The organism is Microbacterium sp. MYb62 (assembly GCF_002979475.1).
GTDB lineage: Bacteria > Actinomycetota > Actinomycetes > Actinomycetales > Microbacteriaceae > Microbacterium.
Genome location: NZ_PCOY01000005.1, coordinates 150,435 through 168,794, shown reverse-complemented (window position 1 = coordinate 168,794; position 18,360 = coordinate 150,435). Strand labels below are relative to the sequence as shown.

Here is an 18,360-nt window from a genome sequence, read left to right as displayed (position 1 = left end):
TCGCCCCCCGATACGATGTACTCCGTGACCACCGTCGACCCCACGCTCCCGCTGTCGCCCTACCGGGAGATCGGTCGCGCGGAATGGGCGCGGCTGGCCGCCGGGCTCGACCAGCCGCTCACCGAGACCGAGGTCGTCGAGCTGCGGGGCATCGGGGACCGGCTCTCCCTCACCGAGGTGCGCGAGGTGTACCTGCCGCTGAGCCGCCTGCTCAGCCTCTATGCGACCTCGACCAAGCGTCTGGGGGCCGCCACGTCGTCGTTCCTCCAGGAGGACGACACCACGACCCCGTTCGTCGTGGGCGTCGCGGGGTCGGTCGCCGTCGGCAAATCGACGATCGCCCGCCTCCTCCGCGAGCTCATGAGCCGGTGGCCGGGAACGCCGCGGGTCGAGCTGGTGACCACCGACGGGTTCCTGTACCCGAACGCCGAGCTCGAGCGCCGGGGGATCATGGATCGCAAGGGCTTCCCCGAGTCGTACGACCGTCGGGCGCTGATCGAGTTCCTCACCGAGGTCAAGAGCGGCGCCACCGAGGTGCGCGCACCGTTCTACTCGCACATGCGCTACGACATCGTCCCGGATGCGAACGTCGTGGTGCGACGCCCCGACGTGGTCATCGTGGAGGGGCTGAACGTGCTGCAGCCCCCGCCCGCTCCGAACGACGTCGCGGTCAGCGATCTGTTCGACTTCTCGATCTTCGTGGACGCCGACACCGCGCACATCGAGAAGTGGTACGTCGATCGCTTCCTCGCGCTGCGTCAGGCCGCCTTCAGCAACCCCTCGTCGTACTTCAACGTGTTCGCACACCTCACGGACGAGGAGGCGATCACCACGGCGCTCGGATACTGGAACGAGATCAACATGCCCAACCTCGTCGAGAACGTGATGCCGACACGGCACCGTGCGCGTCTGGTGCTGCGCAAGGGCGCCGACCACGACGTCGAGACCGTTCTGCTGCGCAAGCTCTGACGCTCTGGGCCGCGGATGCCGACGCGGTGGGGCGCCGAAGATAGTACGGACGACTCGCAAAAATCCCGCCTTACTCTTGATCGCATGTGTGGAATCGTCGGATACGTGGGCCCGCGCCCCAGCCAGGACATCCTTCTCGCCGGTCTCGCCCGTCTGGAGTATCGCGGCTACGACTCCGCGGGCGTCGCCGTCATCGACGGGGACGGTGCGCTGGGCGTGCGCAAGAAGGCGGGCAAGCTGGCCGTGCTGCGCGACTCGCTGGTCGACGCGCCGCTCCCCGACGGGTCGACCGGCATCGGCCACACCCGGTGGGCGACGCACGGCGGCCCGACCGACGGCAACGCGCATCCGCATCTCGCCGACCACGACAAGCTCGCCGTGATCCACAACGGCATCATCGAGAACTTCTCCGCCCTGCGCGACGAGCTCCTCGCCGACGGCGTGGTGTTCCGCAGCGAGACCGACACCGAGGTCGCTGCCGCCCTCCTGGGGCGCGAGTACGCCGGAAACGGCGGCGACCTGCAGCGGGCCTTCCGCAGCGTCGTGAACCGCCTCGAGGGCGCCTTCACGCTCCTCGCGATGCACCAGGACCACCCCGGACTCGTCGTCGGCGCTCGTCGCAACTCGCCGCTCGTGATCGGACTGGGCGAGGGGGAGAACTTCCTCGGTTCCGACGTCGCCGCCTTCATCGAGTACACCCGGAAGGCGCTCGCGATCGGGCAGGACCAGATCGTGTCCATCACCCCGGACGCCGTCACGGTCACCGACTTCGCCGGCACGCCCGTCGACCCCGAGCCGTTCGACGTCTCGTGGGATGCCGCCGCCGCGGAGAAGGGCGGATGGTCGAGCTTCATGGCCAAGGAAGTCGCGGAGCAGCCGGAGGCGGTCGCCAACACGATCCGCGGACGCATCCAGGACGGCCAGGTCGTCATCCCCGAGCTCGACGGACTCGACGAGCTCTTCATCGGCATCAACCGCGTCATCATCACGGCCTGCGGCACCGCGTCCTACGCCGCCCTCGTCGGGAAGTACGCGATCGAGCAGTGGGCGCGCGTCGCGGTCGACGTCGAGCTCGCCCACGAGTTCCGCTACCGCGATCCGGTGATCGGCGCCGACACCCTGGTCGTCTCGATCAGCCAGTCGGGCGAGACCATGGACACGCTCATGGCCGTGAAGTACGCCCGTGAGCGCGGCGCACGCACGCTCTCGATCTGCAACACGCAGGGCGCCACGATCCCGCGCGAGTCGGATGCCGTCGTCTACACCCACGCCGGCCCCGAGGTCGCCGTCGCCTCGACCAAGGCGTTCTCGGCGCAGATCACCGCGCTCCTGCTGCTGGGCCTGCACATGGGCCGGGTGCGCGGTGCGGTCGCGGACGCGTCGGTCGACGTCGACGAGCTGGCCGCGCTGCCGGAGAAGATCGCGAAGGTGCTCGAGAGCGAGCAGGAGCACGTCACGCAGCTCGCCGGCTGGATGGCCGACACACGCTCCGTGCTGTTCCTCGGTCGCCACGTCGGCTACCCGATCGCCCTCGAGGGAGCGCTCAAGCTCAAGGAGATCTCCTACATCCACGCCGAGGGCTTCGCCGCCGGTGAGCTCAAGCACGGCCCGATCGCGCTGATCGAGCCCGGGCAGCCGGTGTTCGTGCTGGTGCCGTCGCCGCGCCACTCCGCGCTCGTGCACTCGAAGGTCGTCTCGAACATCCAGGAGATCCGCGCCCGCGGCGCCAGGGTGATCGTGATCGCCGAAGAGGGCGATGTCGCGGTGCTGCCGTTCGCCGACGAGGTCATCCGCATCCCGCTCGCCGGGGCGATGTTCGAGCCGCTGCTGGCTGTCGTGCCGCTGCAGATCTTCGCGATGGCACTGGCCACCGCGAAGGGGCTCGACGTCGACCAGCCGCGCAACCTCGCGAAGTCCGTCACCGTCGAGTAGGTCCCGGAGTCGCGTCGCTCGACCTCCGCTCCTCCAGTCCCGCGGGGCGACTTCGCCGCGCCGACGCCGCCGCCGCGACGCCTTCGCGACGACGCCTTCGCCGCGACGCCTTCGCCGCGATGCCTTCGCCGACGATGCCCTCGCGACGCACACACCGGGGGCCGACACGCCAGATGTCGGACGTGCTTCCCGGTTCCGTCCGACATCTGGCGTGTCGGCGTACATTCGGGGAGACGGTTCTCGAGGAGACGGTTCTCGGGGAGACGGTGCTCGGGGAGACGGTGCGCGGAGCGGCGGACCGCGCGAACAGCCGGACCGCGCGGAGCGAGCGGACGAATCGCTCGACGACCGGGCATGCTCGATAGGCTGAGCACGTGATCATCGGCACCGGCATCGACCTCGTGGACATCCCACGATTCGAGCGGACGATGACACGGACGCCGCGGTTGCGGGAACGACTCTTCGCTCCGTCCGAGCGCGGACTCCGCCTCCCGTCGCTCGCGGCGCGCTACGCCGCCAAGGAAGCACTGATCAAGGCGCTCGGCGGATCTGACGGCGTGCACTGGACCGAGATCGAGATCGCGTCCGAACCCTCCGGACGTCCGCACTTCGTCCTCTCCGGCTCGACCGCCGCCGTCGTCGAGGAGCGCGGCATCCGCACTCTGCACCTGACCTTGACCCACGACGCGGGACTCGCCGCCGCGTTCGTCGTCGCCGAAGGAGACCCGCTGTGACCGTTCCCTTCCGCGAGGCGACCATCGACCTCGATGCCATCGCCGACAACGTGCGGCATTTCCGTCGACTCACCGGAGTCGAGGTGATCGCGGTCGTCAAGGCCAACGCCTACGGCCACGGCGCGGCGACAGCGGCGGTCGCGGCCCTCGCCGCCGGCGCGACCCGCATCGGGGTCGCCGAGATCCCCGAAGCGCTCGAACTTCGCAGACAGGGCGTGCACGCGCCGATCATGGCGTGGCTGCACGCGCCGGGGGAGCGGTTCGAGCATGCTGCCGCGCAGGGGGTCGAGGTCGGGATCTCGTCCTTCGACCAGCTCGAGGCCGCGGCCGCCGCGGCGGCGGTCGACCGTCCGGTCGGGGTGCACCTGAAGTTCGAGACCGGGCTGTCGCGCAACGGCATCGCCCCGGCCGACTGGGGGCGCGTGCTCGCCGAAGCCGCTCGCCTCGAGCGCATCGGACGCCTGCGCATCGTGGGACTGTTCAGCCATCTGTCCAACACCTCGGTGGAAGACGATCGAGCAGCCCTCGCGAAGTTCGAGGAAGGGGTCGCCGCGGCGGCATCCTTCGGCATCCGCCCCGAGATCCGTCACATCGCCGCCACCGCGGCGGCGATCGACCTCCCGGAGATGCGCCTGGATGCGGTGCGGATCGGCGTCGGACTCTTCGGACTCTCCCCGTTCGACGACCGCAGCTCCGCCGAACTCGGTCTGCGCCCCGCGATGACCCTCCGTGGCGCGATCGCGGCGGTCCGCCGGGTGCCGGCGGGGACGGGCGTCTCGTACGGCTACGACCACCGCACCGACCGCGACACGACCCTGGTCCTCGTCCCGCTCGGATATGCCGACGGTGTGCCGCGGAACGCCTCCGGCAAGCTCCCCGTCTCGATCGGCGGGCGTCGGTTCGTGAACGTCGGACGGATCGCGATGGACCAGTTCGTGGTCGACGTGGGCGACCGGCCGGTCTCGATCGGCGACGAAGTGGTGCTGTTCGGCGACCCCACCCTCGGGGTGCCCTCCGCGACGGAGTGGGCGGACGCCGCGGACACCATCAACTACGAGATCGTGACGCGCATCGGCCCCCGAGTGCCCCGGCGGTCCTCATGAGCGTCGATCCGGCATTCCTCGGTCGTCGGGAGATCGCGACCACCGACGAGATGGAGCAGCTGGGGTTCCGGATCGGCGAGCAGCTGGAGGCCGGGGACCTGCTCATCCTCACCGGTCCGCTCGGTGCGGGGAAGACGACCTTCACCCGCGGGCTCGCGCAGGGGCTCGGTGTGCGCGGCCCCGTGCAGAGCCCGACCTTCGTGATCGCCCGCACGCATCCGTCCCTGATCGGCCGCGCGCCCCTCGTGCACGTCGACGCCTACCGGCTCGGATCGGGGGCGGAGCTCGACGACCTCGATCTCGACCTCGGGCGTTCGGTGGTGGTCATCGAGTGGGGGCGGGGCATGGCGGAGGAGTTGGCCGACTCCTGGTGGGATATCGAGCTCGAGCGTCCGGTCGGTGCCTCGGACCTCGACCCGTCAGCGCTGGACCCGTCGGAGCTCGACGCCGATGCTCCGCGGATCGTCACCATCACGCGCGAGACGATCGCATGACGGCGGGATCGGCATCCGCACTCGTCGCCGTCATCATCGAAGACGATCCGGGAGTGCGCTCGCTCCTGGACGAGGTCTTCCTCGCTGCCGGCTTCGAGACCGTCCTCGCCGGCTCCGGGTTGGAGGGGCTCGCGGCCATCGAGCGGAATCGTCCGGTCATCACGACCCTCGACATCAACCTGCCGGGCATCGACGGCTTCGAGGTCGCCCGCCGCATCCGGCGGATCAGCGACACGTTCATCATCATGCTCTCCGCACTCTCCGACGAGTCCGATGTGGTCCTCGGGCTCACCTCCGGAGCGGACGAGTACCTCGTCAAGCCGTTCCGGCCGCGTGAGCTCCGTGCCCGGATCGAAGCGCTGCTCCGACGTCCTCGTCTCGCGGATCCGCGCCTCGCCGAGGCTCCGCGCCCGGCGGATCCCGACCCCGCGGCAGACGGCGCCACGGTCCTGACCTGGCGAGGCAGGGTGCATCGCGACCTGAGCCTCGACCTCGACACACGGCTGGTCCTGATCGGTCAGAAGCGGATCGACCTGACGCCCACCGAGTTCGATCTGCTCGCCGCCCTGCTCGAGGCGAAGCTGCGCGTATGCAGCAAAGCCGATCTCGCGCGCGGACTGCGCGGATCTCCGGAGGGGTCGAACGACTATGTGAGCGAGCCGGACAAGCGGGCGATCGAGACGCACATCGCCAACCTGCGGCGCAAGCTCGGCGACAGCACGACGAGTCCGCGGTACATCGAGACGGTGCGCGGTGTCGGCTACCGGCTCACGCCCGCCGAAGACCTGTGACACCGAGGGGCGGGACCGCGGCTCCCCAGCCGCGGTCCCGGTTGCCTGCGAATCCCCACTCGCCTGGCCCCAGCGTCTGCGTTGTTCCCCAGTCGCAGTATCGGCCCCCACTCAGAATGCTAGAGCGACGGGGCCACCCGAAGAGCGGGCTCGACCGATCTTTGAGTAATCTTGCGGCAAAGCTGAGGTTCGACGGGGAGGGTGAGCGCTGATGGTCCGCACTGTGTCTATCTGGCGCTGGCAGCTGGTGTTCACGGGCAGCATCGTGGCCATCGTCGTCATGATCACCGCCTTCAAACCGCAGACATTCGCCAACCCGCTCATCGTCGCCGGGGTCGCTCTGGTGATCGTGACCACGTTGCTGACCCTCGCGGTGCCCTGGCATCGGCTCCCGCGCGCCGCGGCGGTCGCCGTGCCCCTCCTGGACGCCCTCGCGGTCGGGTTCACCACCAACGCGCCCGACATCCGGCTCGGCTTCCTCTGGGTCTTCCCCGTGGTCTGGCTGGCGACGTACTTCACGATGCCGTGGGTGCTCGGCGGTATCGCGTTCATCAGCGCCACGCTCGTGCTGTTCGCGGAGCGGAGCGGCGCGCCCGCCGACATCCTCCTGCGCCTGCTCACCCTCGTCATCACCCTCGGGTTCCTGGGCGTGACCGTCCGTATCGGCGCACAGCGCTCGCGTGCCGCGCGCCGGCTGCTGCAACGTCGCTCGGAGCAGGTGAACCGCGCCGCGGAGCGGGCGGAGGCGAACCAACGGCGGGTGATCCAGATCGTCGATGCGCTGAGCGTCGCCCTCGTCGTCGTCACCGCGGAGGGACGCGTGCTCCAGATGAACGACGCGTACCGCGTGCTCTACGGACGCGACCGCTTCGGTGCGGCACTCCCCTCGGCAGCGGTCGAGTACGACGCCAGACGCGGCACGGCGCTCTCGCCGTCGCGCACCTCCCTCGCCAGGGCCGCCGGTGGCGAGAAGCTGCGCGCCGAACGGGTGTGGCTCTTCGACGGGGCGGGACAGTGGCGCGCGCTCGAGGTGAGCACGCAGTCGATGGCCAGCGCGGGAGAGGGTGTGGACATCACGCTCGTCGTGATCGACGACGTGACCGCTCTGCTCGAGGTCGACGAGGAGCGTCGGGCCTTCAACGCGGTCGTCTCGCATGAGCTGCGCAACCCCCTCACCGCGATCGTCGGTCACGTCGACCTGCTCCGTGAGCGCGACGACCTCCCCGGACGCGTCCCCGCGCAGCTCGAGATCATCGCGCATGCGGGCGAGCGCATGCAGGATCTCGTCGCGAGCATCCTCCAGCAGACGAGCCGCACTGCGCAGGAGCCGTTCGAGTCCGTGGATCTGCGCGAGCTCGTCGAAGCCGCCGCGGCTTCGTACGCGCCGGTCATCTCGGGAAGCAGGCAGGTGCTCCGGATCGTGGGGGCGGAGCGCCTCGTGATCTCCGGCGACGCGTTCCGGCTGCGGCAGGTGCTCGACAACCTGCTCAGCAACGCCGCCAAGTACACCCCGCCCGGCGGCAGCATCGACGTCGACCTCGGCGTGGCGCCGACGGGGCACGCGCAGCTCATGATCGTCGACGATGGATTCGGAATGGCACCGGAAGACCTGGCGCGGGTGTTCGAGCCCTACTTCCGCACCGAGAAGGCCGTGCGGGCCGGCATCAGCGGGACGGGCCTCGGCATGGGCATCGTGCGCGACATCGTCGGCGCGCATGACGGCAGCATCGACGTCGCCAGCGAAGTCGGGGGCGGCACCCGGGTCACGCTGCGCTTCCCGCAGCGTTCTTCGAAGGAGCCGCAGGCATGACCCCGCTCGTACCTGTCAACGTCGACGTCACGACCAGCATGGTGGCCGTCGTCACCGTGCTCACCGTCATGGTCGTCGGCCTGTGCACGCTCGCGCGCCCGAGCAGGGCGACCGTGACCTGGGGATCCGCCTTCGGCCTGGGGGTGCTCGGGGCCTACCTGTGGCTCGCCGGGCAGCAGACGGAGGAGCCGATGCTGCGCGGGGCCGCCTCGGCGCTTCTGCTCTGCTTCGAGCCGCTGGTCTGGATCGGTCTGCGGATGCACTTCGGGCGGCGGGCGCGCTGGTGGCTGGTCGTCCCCTTCCTCCTGATCGCTCCCGCCCTGCTGATGTCGACGGCAGGAACGCCGTGGTACCTGCCCTCCTTCCAGATCGTCTTCCTCGGCAGCGCCGTCTACGGCGGCCTGGTGGCCTATGAGCTGCTGCGCGACCGCACCGCTGTCAGAGACATCGTGCTGCCGCTGGCGCTCGCGTCGTGCGGGCTCGTGGTGGTCGCGGTCGTGAGCACCGTGTCCGCCCTCCTCTCCGGCGGGGCCGGAACCGACGAGCAGCTGAGCGCGCTGCGCGGGATGAACGCCGTCGGCACCGTGGTGGTCAGCACCTGCGCCGCTTTCACCCTCGTGCTGATGGTGCGGGCGGAGGGGAAGAAGAGCGATGTCGACGACGTCGCGGAGCGGGCGCGCCGCCGGCTCCGGAAGGCGGAGGGACAGAACGATCAGCCGTGGTCCATCCTCGACATCCGCCTGGACGACCCCGACGACCTGCGGGAGGCGTCGACGGGGGCGGCGTTCACCCTGATCGTGGATCGATTCCACCACGACATCCAGGAAGCCCTGCCGGTCTCCGCCGACGCCGATCGGGTGGAGGACGGCCGAGCGATCGTCATCATCCGCGGCAACGATGAGGCGGTCCGACACCACCTGCGAGCGATCCTGACCCGCGTCTCGGTGATCGACAGGGAGACGACGGTGACGGGGATCCGATCGTCGGCGAGCATCGGCTGGGCGACCGCCTCCGTGGTCGGCTTCGACTACGACGCGCTCGTCGCTGCGGCGAGCAGGGCGGCGGTCAGAGCGCGGGCAGCAGGAGGCGACCAGTGGAAGCGGGCCACCGCCGAGGACCTGTCGCGGGTCTGAGATCGCGGTCGACTACGGCGTGCGGGACTCGCGACCTCTGGCGAGGGCTGCGGCGATGGCGTCCTCCGCGTCGGCACCCGTCTCGGCCGCGGCCGACACGTTCTCGGCGACGACGGCCTCGATGATCTCGGTCCGCTGGATGCGCGTCTCGCGCGGTGCCTGCACGCCGATGCGCACGCTGTCGCCCTTGATCTCGAGCAGCGTGATCTCGATGTCGCCGTCGATGCGCACGCTTTCACCGATCCGCCTCGTCAAAACCAGCATTCGTTCAGCCTAGTGCTGCCGGGACGATGCCGACCGACGGCGCGGGGATGTCCCGCACGACGCCGACCGTCTCGATCGTGAGGGCGGCGGCGGTCGCCTCGGTGTACGAGAGGACGGGAAGGCCGTCGGTCTGGGCCGAGACGAGTCGGCGTACCGCGGGTCGCAGCGACGGAGCGCACACCAGCACCGGCTCTCCGCCCTCACGCACCGAGGAGACGGCCTGCTTCACGGATTCCACGACGGCCTCCATGCGCTGCGGATCGAAGACGATCTGGGTGCCCTCGTCGCCCGGACGCAGGCTCTCGAGCATCGCCTGCTCGAGGAGCGGGTTGATCATCACCACTCGCAGCGTGCCCGCATCGGCGAACCGGGCGGCGATCGCGGGGCCGAGCGCGGCCCGCGCGGCCTCGATCAGGCCCTCCGGCTCGGTGGAGGTCCGGGCCCGCAGCGCCAGCGCCTCGTAGATGCGGCTGAGGTCGTTGATCGGCACGCGCTCGGCGAGCAGACCCTGCAGCACGCGCTGCACCTCGGCCAGCGACAGCAGCGCCGGCGTGAGTTCCTCGACCGCGGCGGGGGAGGCCTGCTTGAGGGCGTCGGTGAGCTGCCGCACGTCTTCGCGGCTCAGCAGACGGGCCGCGTGCGCGTGGATCACGCTGGAGAGGTGCGTGATGATCACGCTCGCGCGGTCGATCACCGTGGCACCGGCGAACTCGGCGCTGTGGCGCATCTCCATCGGGATCCATTTGCCCTCGAGCCCGAACACCGGGTCGAGCGTCGCGGTGCCGGGGAGGCTGTCCAGCCCCTGTCCGAGCGCGAGGACGGAGCCGGCAGGCGCCGTGCCACGGCCCGTCTCGACACCGGCGATGCGGATGACGTAGGTCGACTGAGGCAGCTCGATGCTGTCCCGCGTGCGCACGGGTGGGGTGATCAGTCCGAGGTCGAGCGCGATGCGGCGGCGGAGGGCCTTCACCCGCGCCAGCAGGTCGTCCGGACCGCCGGTCACGAGGTCGACGATGTCCGGGGCGAGGAGGATCTCGAGCGGATGCACGCGCATCTTCTCGATCAGCTCCTCCGGCTGGTCCGTCGGCGCGGTCGAAGGGCTCTGCGCCGCCGCCGCATCCTCGCGCTTCTGCGTCGCCTTGATGCGCTGTGCGATGAGAAGGAGGAGAGCGCCGATCGCCACGAACGGCAGCATCGGCATGTGCGGGATGAGCGACATGATGATCGCCGCGCATCCGGCGATGATCAACGCGTTGCGGGACTGTCCGAGCTGCGCGGACGCCGCGGTGCCCATCTCCGTCTCCGCGGTCGAGCGGGTCACGATCATGCCGGTGGAGACCGCCATCAGCAGGGCCGGGATCTGCGTGACGAGCCCGTCGCCGATCGTGAGGAGGCTGTAGGTGCTCACGGCCTCGTCGATCGTCATCCCATGCTGCACGATGCCGATCGCGATGCCGCCGACGATGTTGATGATGATGATGACGAGTCCGGCGATCGCATCGCCCTTCACGAACTTCGATGCACCGTCCATCGCCCCGTAGAAGTCGGCTTCGGCTGCCACCTCGGCGCGGCGCTCGCGGGCCTCCGCATCGGTGATCAGCCCGGCGTTGAGGTCGGCGTCGATGGCCATCTGCTTGCCGGGCATCGCGTCGAGGGTGAATCGCGCACCGACCTCGGCGACGCGCTCGGCACCCTTCGTGACCACGACGAACTGGATCACGACGAGGATGAGGAACACGACGGCGCCGATGATGAGCGAGCCCCCGACGGCGATCGCGCCGAACGCCTCGATCACCTGCCCCGCATACGCTTCGCCGAGCACCAGACGGGTCGAGGCGACGTTCAGGCCGAGTCGGAACAGGGTGGCCACGAGCAGCAGCGAGGGGAACACCGAGAAGTCGAGCGGCTTCTTCACGAACATCGACGTGAGCAGGATCACGAGCGCGAACATGATGTTCAGGATGATGAGGATGTCGAGCAGGAAAGGCGGCACCGGCACGACGAGGAGCATGATGATGCCCACGACGCCGATCGGCACCCCGAGCTTGGGAAGCAGCTGTCTCATGCGGTCCTCCGGTAGGGAAGGGAGTGGATGCCACGGGCGGCTCCGCGTCGTCGCAGCGAATCGACGAACACGAGCACGCGGGCCACGGCGTTGTACAGGTCTTCGGGGATCTCCTGGCCGAGCTCGCACGCGGCGTGCAGGGCGCGGGCGAGGGTGATCTCGCGCACGAGCGGCACCCCGGCGCGCACGGCCTCGTCACGGATGCGCTCCGCGATCACGCCGCTGCCCTTCGCGACCACCTTGGGGGCGGCGCGGCCGGGTTCGTAGCGCAGCGCGACCGCGATGTGGGTCGGATTGACCACGACGACATCCGAGCCGGCGACAGCGGCGATCATGCGGTTCCTGCTCACGGCGAGCTGGCGCGAACGCCGCTGCTGGCGGATCAGCGGGTCGCCCTCGGAGTTCTTGTTCTCGTCGCGGATCTCGCGCTTGGTCATGCGGGTGTGCTTGCGGTTGCGTCGCATCACCACGAACATGTCGATCACCGCGAGCGCGAGCCCGACGCCGATCGCGGTCTGCAGCAGGGCGGCCGTGCCCTCGCTCGCGATGCCGAGCAGACGGGAGATCGAGTGCGCGCCGCTCGCGGTCAGCACGGGCATCAGGCTCGCGATCACGAACCAGAGCGCGATGCCGATCGCCGCGGTCTTCATCAGCGCCTTGGCACCCTCCCAGAGGGCCTGCATGCCGAACACCCGGCGCATGCCGTTGACGAGGTTGAACTGCTCGAAGCGCCCGGTGAGCGGTTTCAGATGCACTCCTCCCTGGATGACCGCGCCGATCAGGGTGACGATGGCGACCGCCGCCAGCATCACGGTGAGGGTGGGGAGCACGGAGGCGAGGCCGCGGCCGAGGGCGGCGAGTGCCGCCTCCGGTGTGGGAGCGTCGACCAGAGAGGTCAGGGTGAGGAGCTGCTCGGTCCCCGCCGAGGCGCCGAGGGCGATGGCCGCGGGCATGGTGATCGCCGCCGCGCCGATGCCCAACCAGGCCGTGAGGTCCTGGCTGCGTGACAGGCGCCCCTTCTTCCTGGCCTCGCCGAGATGCTTGTCGGTCGCCTTCTCGCTGCGCTCGCCGCCGTCGGTGCCGCTCACTCGTGCACCCCCTGCATCATGCGCAGCGCCTGCCCGGCGAGGGCATCGACGATGCCGGGGAGGACGGCGTAGACGGCACCGGCGAGCAGCAGCGTGAGCAGGATCTTCACCGGGAAGCCCATCGCGAACGCGTTCAGGGCCGGCGCGACACGGGTGATGAGTCCCAGACCGACGTCGGCGAGGAACAGCACGAGCACCAGCGGCCCTGCGATCTGCACGGCAGCGAGCACCATCTGGGAGACCCCGTCGATGAGGAGCTCGGCGGGGCCTGCTGCGGCGAACATGCCGTCGACGGGGACGGCCTCGAAGCTGCGGGCGAGCCCGGCCAGGATCAGCTGATAGCCGCCGGAGGCGAACAGCAGGGTCAGTGCCGTCAGGTGGAAGAGTCTCGTGAACTGGGCCCCGTTCACGAGCGAGTGCGGGTCGAAGGCCTGGGCGAGCTGGAATCCGCCGAACACGTCGATCAGGCTGCCGGCGGCCTGCAGCGCCGAGAAGCACAGCAGCACCAGGAAGCCGAGCAGTGCGCCCGTGACCAGCTGCAGCACCAGCGCTCCGAGGAACGGCCCGGTGTCGAGGTTCTCGTAGCCCGGAGCGACGGCGGTACCCATCGCGAGGGAGAGACCGATCGCGAGCATCGCCTTCACGCGCCCCGGAATCGCCCCGTAGGAGAACGGCGGAGCGATCACGATGAACGCCGTGATGCGCACGGCGGCGAGCATCGTGGCCTCCAGCCACGCGAAGTCGATCGGGATGTACACGTCGTCATCCGCTCAGCAGCGAGGGGATGCGGGCGAACATCTCGTTCGTGAACGCGATCATCTCCGCGATCATCCAGTTGCCGGCGATGAGCAGCGCGATGCCGACCGCGACGATCTTCGGCACGAACGACAGCGTCACCTCCTGCACCTGGGTGATGGACTGGAGCAGTGAGATGGCGAAGCCCACGACGAGGGCGGTGACCAGCACGGGCGCCGCCAGCTTCGCCGCGATGATCAGCCCTTGCGTGCCGATGTCGATGACGGCCTCGGGACTCATCCGACCCCTCCGTAACTCTCCAGGAGCGCGCGGATGATGAGCCCCCAGCCATCGACGAGGATGAAGAGCAGGATCTTGAATGGCAGGGAGATCATGACGGGCGGGAGCATCATCATGCCCATCGACATGAGGGCGGCCGCGACGACCAGGTCGATCACGAGGAACGGGACGAAGATCACGAAGCCGATGATGAACGCGGCGCGCAGCTCGGAGATCATGAACGCGGGGATGAGCGTGTACATCGGCACGCTCGAGGGATCTTCCGGGTTGGGCTGACCCGCCATCCGGGTCATCAGGGCGAGGTCCTCCTCGCGCGTGAAGCGGAGCATCCACTCCTGCAGCGGCAGCTGGCCCACGTCGATGGCCTGGGTGAACGTGAGGGTGCCGTCGATGTACGGCTGCACCGCGACCGTGTTGATCTCGGTCAGCACCGGCCACATGATGAACAGCGACAGGAAGAGCGACAGTCCGGCCAGCACCTGGTTCGGGGGGATGGTCGGCAGCGACAGGGCGTTCCTCGTCATCGCCAGCACGACGAAGATCTTCGTGAACGACGACATCATCAACAGCAGGGCAGGAGCGACCGAGAGCAGCGTGATGCCGAGCAGGGTCAGGATCGAGCCCGAGGGGCCGCCGTCGACGCCGTTGATGTCGATCGTGATGCCCTCGCCCGGATCGTCGGGCGGCACCTGCGCATGGGCAGCCGTTCCCGTGAGGAGCGTCAGCACCACCACCAGGGCGAGCGCGGTCGCGAGCAGCAGCGCGAATCGTCGCAGCGCCCGCCGGTCGGCGAGCCCACGGTGGGCGCTCATCGCGTGCGCCGGATGGCCTCGGCGGTCTGCCGCCAGGTTTCGGGGGAGAGGATGGAGCCGCGCAGCGGATCGTTCCGATGCCGCACCCGGCGCCGCAGCATCGGATCCGCGGCCGGCGCGCCCGTCGTCTCCGTGAGGGCGGTGGCGGCGAGGATGCGCTCGAACTCCTCGGCGTCGGACGCCGCTTCGGAGGCGGCCGCCGACCTGGCCGGACGGGCGGTCTCCTCCGACGGGCCCCCGGCCTTGACCGGCAGGCGATCGACGACGTTGACGCCGTGCTCGGTGACGCCGAGGACGTAGCGGGCATCCTCCGTCTGGATCACGACGATCTGCGCCTTCGGACCGACCCCCTGACGTCCGAGCACCGTGATGGCCTCGCTGTCGCGACGGCGCGCCTGCGTGCGCGCGACGCGACGCTGCAGATACCACAGCACCCCGAGCACTGCGGCGAGCGAGAGCACGACCCGCAGGCCGAGCAGGAGGTCGTCCAGGGTCAGGCCTCGACGTTCTCGAGGATGCGGGTGATGCGCACCGCATAGTCCTGATCGACGACGACGACCTCGCCGTGGGCGATGATGCGGCCGTTGAGCTTGATGTCGGCCGGTGCGCCGGCCGAGCGGTCGAGCTCGACGATGCGTCCGGGCTCCAGCCCGAGCACGTCGCGCACCGCCATCCTGGTGCGTCCGATCTCGACCGTGAGCTCCATCTCGACACCTGCGATGCGGTGGAGTCGGCGGGAGGAGTTCGAGACCGCGGCCGGGGCGCGCGAGATGACGACGGCGAGACGACCGATCGTGTGATCCGCGTCGTCCTGCAGGTCGAACAGCTGAGCGGCGGGATCGGCGAACAGGGCGGAGGCGTCGCCGATCGTCGCGTCGCCGAGTGCCCCGGATCCGAGGGCGCTCGTCGACGCCTCGAAGGCGTCGCGCAGCCGGTCGGTCAGTGGCGCGCCGCCGAGTCCGTCGACCAGGATCTCCGGTTCGAACAGCTGGACGGCCAGTCGGGCGCTCGCCTCACCGACGAACTGCACGATGACGGCGTCGCCCGTGTCTCCCGAGACCTGCGAGGCGCGCGCGACGAGAGGAGAGGCGGTCGGCAGCTTCGCAGCGAAGGCGGCGGCGACGGCGGACTCGTAGGTGGTGGTGCTTGTCACGCGGACTCCTCGGCGAAGGCGGGATCGGGGATGGTGGTGGTGACGACGCAGGCCAAGCGCGCCCCGGCGCTGCCGACGGCGGCCGTGGCGACGGTCTGGTCGCCGACGGCGAGGACCATCGGGCGGTCGGCGGAGTGCGGGAACGCGATGATGTCGCCGACCGACAGATCCAGCACCTCGCGGGGGAGGACGGCCCGCGGCGCGAGCCGCAGCGCGACCTCGACCGGCGCGACCTCGACCTGGCGACGGATCCGCCCCGGAGCCCCGGAGCGCTCGTCGTCGGAGGGGCGCACGGTGAAGCCGGCGAGCACGGAGGCGGGGAGCATGACGCTCGTCGGCACGGTCCGTCCGCCGAGGCGCATCGAGAACCGTGCGACGATGACCGGTTCCCCCGACGCCGCGACCTGGGCGAACTGGGAGCTGTACTGGATGCCGCTCATGGTGACGCCGGCGGGGAGCAGGCCGTCCAGCGCGCCGGTGAGATGGTCGATCGCGTCGACGATCAGGGTCCGGATCAGCGCCTGCTCGATCGTGGTGAACGTGCGGTCCTCCGAGGCGGCGGATGCGCGTCCGCCGACCATCTGCACGATCCACGCGGTGGCGGCGGAGGTGGGCAGCTGCACGATCAGGCGCTCGTCGGAATCGGGAAGCGCGCACACGATCATGGTGGTCGTCGTCGGGAGGGACTGGGCGTATTCGCCGTAGGTCATCATCCCGACGTGCTCGACGGCGATGGTGGCGCGCACGTGGATCTTCGCCGAGAGCTGCGCGGACCACTGTCGGGAGAACGTCTCGAAGGCCAGCTCGAGGGCGCGGATGTGCTCACGCGAGAGGGTCGCCGAACGGCCGAAGTCGTACACCTCGACTTCGGCGGTCTTCGTCGCCGTTCCCGCGCGCACCTCGGAGCGCACGCTGTCCTCGATCACCACGTTCCGGACTATCGGGTGGCGATCGGCGTGCGTTAGGTGAGTGGGCGGGTCAGGAGGACGGCTTCCCCGCCTGGGCCTGGGGAATGAGCGCGCGCACCTCCTCGTTCGCGTCGGAGAGGACGACGATGTCGACCCGCCGGTTCTGGGCGAGGGCCTCGGGGGCGTCGCCGGCAGCGACCGGACGGGTGTCGCCGAAGCCGACCGACTTCAGGTGCCCCGGGGGGAGGCCCGAGGCCTCGACCAGGTGTCGCAGCACCTGAGTCGAGCGGCCGGCCGAGAGCTCCCAGTTGGTGGGGTACGGCGCGACCGATCCGCGGACGTCGGCGTGGCCCTCGACCGAGATCTCGTTCGAGGTGGTCACCAGTACCGAGCCGAGGGCATCGAGCACGAGGACGGCGGTCGAGCTGAGCGTGGTGCTGTTCGTGGTGAAGAACGTCTCGGCGCTGACGAGGCCGATGGTGAGACCGCGCTCGTCGATCGTGAAGGTGACGTCGGCTTCGAGCCCGTTCTGGGCCAGCACCTGTCGCAGGCGCTCGCGCAGCGCGGAGAGCTCGGTGAACTCGGTCTGCGCCGCGGCCAGATCGACGTCGGCGAAGTCCTGGCCCTTCTCGTCGACCAGCTCCGGAGGAACGACGACACCCGTCGTGACGTCGACGTCGTCCGACGGCTCCTGGCCGAACCCGGTGGCGAGGGAGGCGCTGAGCGCCTCGAACTTCTCCTGGTCGACCGTGGACATCGCGAACAGCACGATGAACATGCACATCAGGACGGTCACCATGTCCATGTAGGATGCCATCCACCGCTCGTCCGGACCGCTGTGCTCCTCCTGGGGCACGCGGCGACGGGCACGGACGCTCATGACGCCTGCTCCGTCTCCTCGGCTGCTCGGGTGCGGGCGTGACGGCCGGAGCGGGCGGAGGGGCGCTCGGACACGAGGGCGCGCAGGCGCTCTCCGACGAACTGCGGCGGGGCGCCGGCCTGGATCGCGAGCATGCCCTCCATGAGCACGGTCATGCGTTCGAGCTCGAGCTCGCCGAGACGTTGGAGGCGTCCGCCGATGGGCAGCCAGATGAAGTTGGCCGACAGGAGACCCCACAGCGTCGCCACGAATGCCGTCGCGATCATGGGACCGAGGGTGTCGGGCTTGTCGAGCTTCTCCAGCACATGCGTGAGGGAGACGACGGTGCCGATGATGCCGACGGTGGGCGCGAATCCGCCCAAGGTCATGTAGAAGCGTGACGCGGTGCGGTTGCGGGCGGCGGTCGAGGTGAGTTCATCCTCCAGCAGGGTCCTCAGGTCTTCCGCATCCGTGCCGTCGGCGATGCTCTGCAGAGCCTGCCGCAGGAACGGATCCTTCTCGTCCTCCAGCCCCTGCTCGAGGGCGAGGAGCCCCTCGGCGCGCGCCTTCTCGGCGTAGCCGACCACCGTGTCGATCATGCTCGACGCGGTGCGGCGCTCGCCGCGGAAGGCGCGGGGGAGCGACTTGACCGCATGCAGTGCATCGCGCACGGTGCCGCTCGCGATGCCGACGGCGATCGTGGCTCCGAAGACCAGCACCATCGGGGCGGGGATCAGCAGCGATCCGATGGTCGCGCCTTCGAGGTTGATCATGGCGACCAGGGCGCCGAAGGCCAGGACCAGTCCGAGGATGAGGGACGGATCCATCAGAGACCGACCTCGGAGTCGGGGGTGACGGCGTCGGTTCCGGCCGCGGCGATCAGAGCGGCAGCGGTGGCGAGCACGCCGGCACGGAAGCGGGTGATCTGTGCGATCACGTCGTCCATCGTCTCGGTGACGACGAAGGTCGCGCCGTCGACCATGATGAGCGTCGTGTCCGGCGTCGCCTGGACACGTTCGATCAGGTCGGGATTCACCGCGAACCGCGAACGGTTCAGGCGCGTGAGGACGATCATGGGCTCCATCCTGGAAAGATCCGTCCGCGTTCCGGAGAGCACGGACCCGACGGCCCGTCCTGGGCCGTCGAGGGGGACTGTCGGCCGGAGGGCGCGGGGCGTTAGCCATGCCCGCGGCGGAGGAGGTCTACGACC

Annotated in this window: 20 protein-coding genes; 8 read left to right on the top strand and 12 right to left on the bottom strand. The window is 69.8% G+C overall.

All coding sequences use genetic code 11. From position 1 onward, the window contains the following. The first annotated feature begins 15 nt into the window (after positions 1–15). The 8 genes from coaA to CQ042_RS08100 all read left to right on the top strand — a co-directional run bounded on the left by coaA (position 16) and on the right by CQ042_RS08100 (position 8,966). Complete coding sequence (coaA, locus tag CQ042_RS08135; RefSeq protein WP_105669979.1) at positions 16–969, top strand: type I pantothenate kinase; 954 nt, start codon at positions 16–18, stop codon at positions 967–969. 84 nt (positions 970–1,053) lie between these two features. Further along, positions 1,054–2,901 (top strand): glutamine--fructose-6-phosphate transaminase (isomerizing), encoded by a 1,848-nt coding sequence (gene glmS / locus CQ042_RS08130; protein WP_105669978.1) that lies wholly within the window; start codon positions 1,054–1,056, stop codon positions 2,899–2,901. 374 nt (positions 2,902–3,275) lie between these two features. Further along, entirely contained in the window at positions 3,276–3,635 is a 360-nt protein-coding gene (locus CQ042_RS08125) for a holo-ACP synthase (RefSeq protein ID WP_105669977.1), read from the top strand. Continuing rightward, positions 3,632–4,738 carry an alanine racemase gene (gene alr, locus CQ042_RS08120; protein WP_105669976.1) on the top strand — a complete coding sequence of 369 codons (1,107 nt, stop codon included), beginning with the start codon at positions 3,632–3,634 and terminating at the stop codon, positions 4,736–4,738. Before CQ042_RS08125 ends, alr begins: the two co-directional genes overlap by 4 nt. Continuing rightward, the gene (tsaE, locus tag CQ042_RS08115; RefSeq protein ID WP_105669975.1) at positions 4,735–5,232 is read left to right on the top strand and encodes a tRNA (adenosine(37)-N6)-threonylcarbamoyltransferase complex ATPase subunit type 1 TsaE; all 498 of its coding nucleotides are present in this window, start codon (positions 4,735–4,737) and stop codon (positions 5,230–5,232) included. The genes alr and tsaE overlap by 4 nt, the downstream gene beginning before the upstream one ends. Further along, positions 5,229–6,023 carry a response regulator transcription factor gene (locus CQ042_RS08110; protein WP_105669974.1) on the top strand — a complete coding sequence of 265 codons (795 nt, stop codon included), beginning with the start codon at positions 5,229–5,231 and terminating at the stop codon, positions 6,021–6,023. The genes tsaE and CQ042_RS08110 overlap by 4 nt, the downstream gene beginning before the upstream one ends. Positions 6,024–6,234: 211 nt before the next feature. Beyond that, positions 6,235–7,833, top strand: coding sequence for a cell wall metabolism sensor histidine kinase WalK (locus CQ042_RS08105; protein WP_105669973.1), 1,599 nt, complete (start codon positions 6,235–6,237; stop codon positions 7,831–7,833). Beyond that, positions 7,830–8,966 (top strand): hypothetical protein, encoded by a 1,137-nt coding sequence (locus tag CQ042_RS08100; RefSeq protein WP_105669972.1) that lies wholly within the window; start codon positions 7,830–7,832, stop codon positions 8,964–8,966. Before CQ042_RS08105 ends, CQ042_RS08100 begins: the two co-directional genes overlap by 4 nt. Before the next feature lie 12 nt (positions 8,967–8,978). On the opposite strand, the gene csrA is transcribed toward CQ042_RS08100, so the two are convergent. Genes csrA through CQ042_RS08040 form a run of 12 tightly spaced genes read right to left on the bottom strand, consistent with a single transcriptional unit; the run spans position 8,979 to position 18,225 of the window. After that, positions 8,979–9,230 (bottom strand): carbon storage regulator CsrA, encoded by a 252-nt coding sequence (csrA, locus tag CQ042_RS08095; protein WP_105669971.1) that lies wholly within the window; start codon positions 9,228–9,230, stop codon positions 8,979–8,981. Positions 9,231–9,234: 4 nt separating this feature from the next. After that, positions 9,235–11,295 carry a flagellar biosynthesis protein FlhA gene (locus CQ042_RS08090; protein ID WP_105669970.1) on the bottom strand — a complete coding sequence of 687 codons (2,061 nt, stop codon included), beginning with the start codon at positions 11,293–11,295 and terminating at the stop codon, positions 9,235–9,237. After that, a complete protein-coding gene (locus CQ042_RS08085) occupies positions 11,292–12,383 on the bottom strand; it encodes a flagellar biosynthesis protein FlhB (RefSeq protein ID WP_105669969.1) in 1,092 nt (363 codons plus the stop codon). The genes CQ042_RS08090 and CQ042_RS08085 overlap by 4 nt, the downstream gene beginning before the upstream one ends. After that, positions 12,380–13,141 (bottom strand): flagellar biosynthetic protein FliR, encoded by a 762-nt coding sequence (locus tag CQ042_RS08080; protein ID WP_105669968.1) that lies wholly within the window; start codon positions 13,139–13,141, stop codon positions 12,380–12,382. The genes CQ042_RS08085 and CQ042_RS08080 overlap by 4 nt, the downstream gene beginning before the upstream one ends. A 4-nt stretch (positions 13,142–13,145) precedes the next feature. Then, on the bottom strand, positions 13,146–13,418 hold the full coding sequence (gene fliQ / locus CQ042_RS08075; RefSeq protein ID WP_017828226.1) for a flagellar biosynthesis protein FliQ: 273 nt from the start codon (positions 13,416–13,418) through the stop codon (positions 13,146–13,148). After that, positions 13,415–14,230: a flagellar type III secretion system pore protein FliP gene (fliP, locus tag CQ042_RS08070; RefSeq protein ID WP_105669967.1), complete on the bottom strand. Its 816-nt coding sequence runs from the start codon at positions 14,228–14,230 to the stop codon at positions 13,415–13,417. Before fliP ends, fliQ begins: the two co-directional genes overlap by 4 nt. Next, positions 14,227–14,691, bottom strand: coding sequence for a flagellar biosynthetic protein FliO (locus tag CQ042_RS08065; protein WP_105669966.1), 465 nt, complete (start codon positions 14,689–14,691; stop codon positions 14,227–14,229). Before CQ042_RS08065 ends, fliP begins: the two co-directional genes overlap by 4 nt. 32 nt (positions 14,692–14,723) lie before the next feature. Then, positions 14,724–15,383 carry a flagellar motor switch protein FliN gene (gene fliN, locus CQ042_RS08060; protein ID WP_105669965.1) on the bottom strand — a complete coding sequence of 220 codons (660 nt, stop codon included), beginning with the start codon at positions 15,381–15,383 and terminating at the stop codon, positions 14,724–14,726. Next, the gene (locus CQ042_RS08055; protein WP_105669964.1) at positions 15,380–16,312 is read right to left on the bottom strand and encodes a flagellar motor switch protein FliM; all 933 of its coding nucleotides are present in this window, start codon (positions 16,310–16,312) and stop codon (positions 15,380–15,382) included. Before CQ042_RS08055 ends, fliN begins: the two co-directional genes overlap by 4 nt. A 49-nt stretch (positions 16,313–16,361) precedes the next feature. Beyond that, positions 16,362–17,171 (bottom strand): flagellar motor protein MotB, encoded by an 810-nt coding sequence (locus CQ042_RS08050; protein ID WP_105669963.1) that lies wholly within the window; start codon positions 17,169–17,171, stop codon positions 16,362–16,364. Next, positions 17,168–17,977 (bottom strand): motility protein A, encoded by an 810-nt coding sequence (locus tag CQ042_RS08045; protein WP_105669962.1) that lies wholly within the window; start codon positions 17,975–17,977, stop codon positions 17,168–17,170. Before CQ042_RS08045 ends, CQ042_RS08050 begins: the two co-directional genes overlap by 4 nt. Beyond that, the gene (locus tag CQ042_RS08040; protein WP_105669961.1) at positions 17,977–18,225 is read right to left on the bottom strand and encodes a flagellar FlbD family protein; all 249 of its coding nucleotides are present in this window, start codon (positions 18,223–18,225) and stop codon (positions 17,977–17,979) included. The genes CQ042_RS08045 and CQ042_RS08040 overlap by 1 nt, the downstream gene beginning before the upstream one ends. Positions 18,226–18,360: the final 135 nt, after the last annotated feature.

Excerpts from the sequence above, each read along its gene's own strand:
- coaA (WP_105669979.1), top strand. The coding sequence starts at position 16 with ATGTACTCCGTGACCACCGTCGACCCCACGCTCCCGCTGTCGCCCTAC.
- glmS (WP_105669978.1), top strand. The coding sequence starts at position 1,054 with ATGTGTGGAATCGTCGGATACGTGGGCCCGCGCCCCAGCCAGGACATC.
- tsaE (WP_105669975.1), top strand. The coding sequence starts at position 4,735 with ATGAGCGTCGATCCGGCATTCCTCGGTCGTCGGGAGATCGCGACCACC.
- CQ042_RS08110 (WP_105669974.1), top strand. The coding sequence starts at position 5,229 with ATGACGGCGGGATCGGCATCCGCACTCGTCGCCGTCATCATCGAAGAC.
- CQ042_RS08105 (WP_105669973.1), top strand. The coding sequence starts at position 6,235 with ATGGTCCGCACTGTGTCTATCTGGCGCTGGCAGCTGGTGTTCACGGGC.
- CQ042_RS08100 (WP_105669972.1), top strand. The coding sequence starts at position 7,830 with ATGACCCCGCTCGTACCTGTCAACGTCGACGTCACGACCAGCATGGTG.
- csrA (WP_105669971.1), bottom strand. The coding sequence starts at position 9,230 with ATGCTGGTTTTGACGAGGCGGATCGGTGAAAGCGTGCGCATCGACGGC.
- CQ042_RS08090 (WP_105669970.1), bottom strand. The coding sequence starts at position 11,295 with ATGAGACAGCTGCTTCCCAAGCTCGGGGTGCCGATCGGCGTCGTGGGC.
- fliQ (WP_017828226.1), bottom strand. The coding sequence starts at position 13,418 with ATGAGTCCCGAGGCCGTCATCGACATCGGCACGCAAGGGCTGATCATC.
- fliP (WP_105669967.1), bottom strand. The coding sequence starts at position 14,230 with ATGAGCGCCCACCGTGGGCTCGCCGACCGGCGGGCGCTGCGACGATTC.
- CQ042_RS08050 (WP_105669963.1), bottom strand. The coding sequence starts at position 17,171 with ATGAGCGTCCGTGCCCGTCGCCGCGTGCCCCAGGAGGAGCACAGCGGT.
- CQ042_RS08045 (WP_105669962.1), bottom strand. The coding sequence starts at position 17,977 with ATGGATCCGTCCCTCATCCTCGGACTGGTCCTGGCCTTCGGCGCCCTG.
- CQ042_RS08040 (WP_105669961.1), bottom strand. The coding sequence starts at position 18,225 with ATGATCGTCCTCACGCGCCTGAACCGTTCGCGGTTCGCGGTGAATCCC.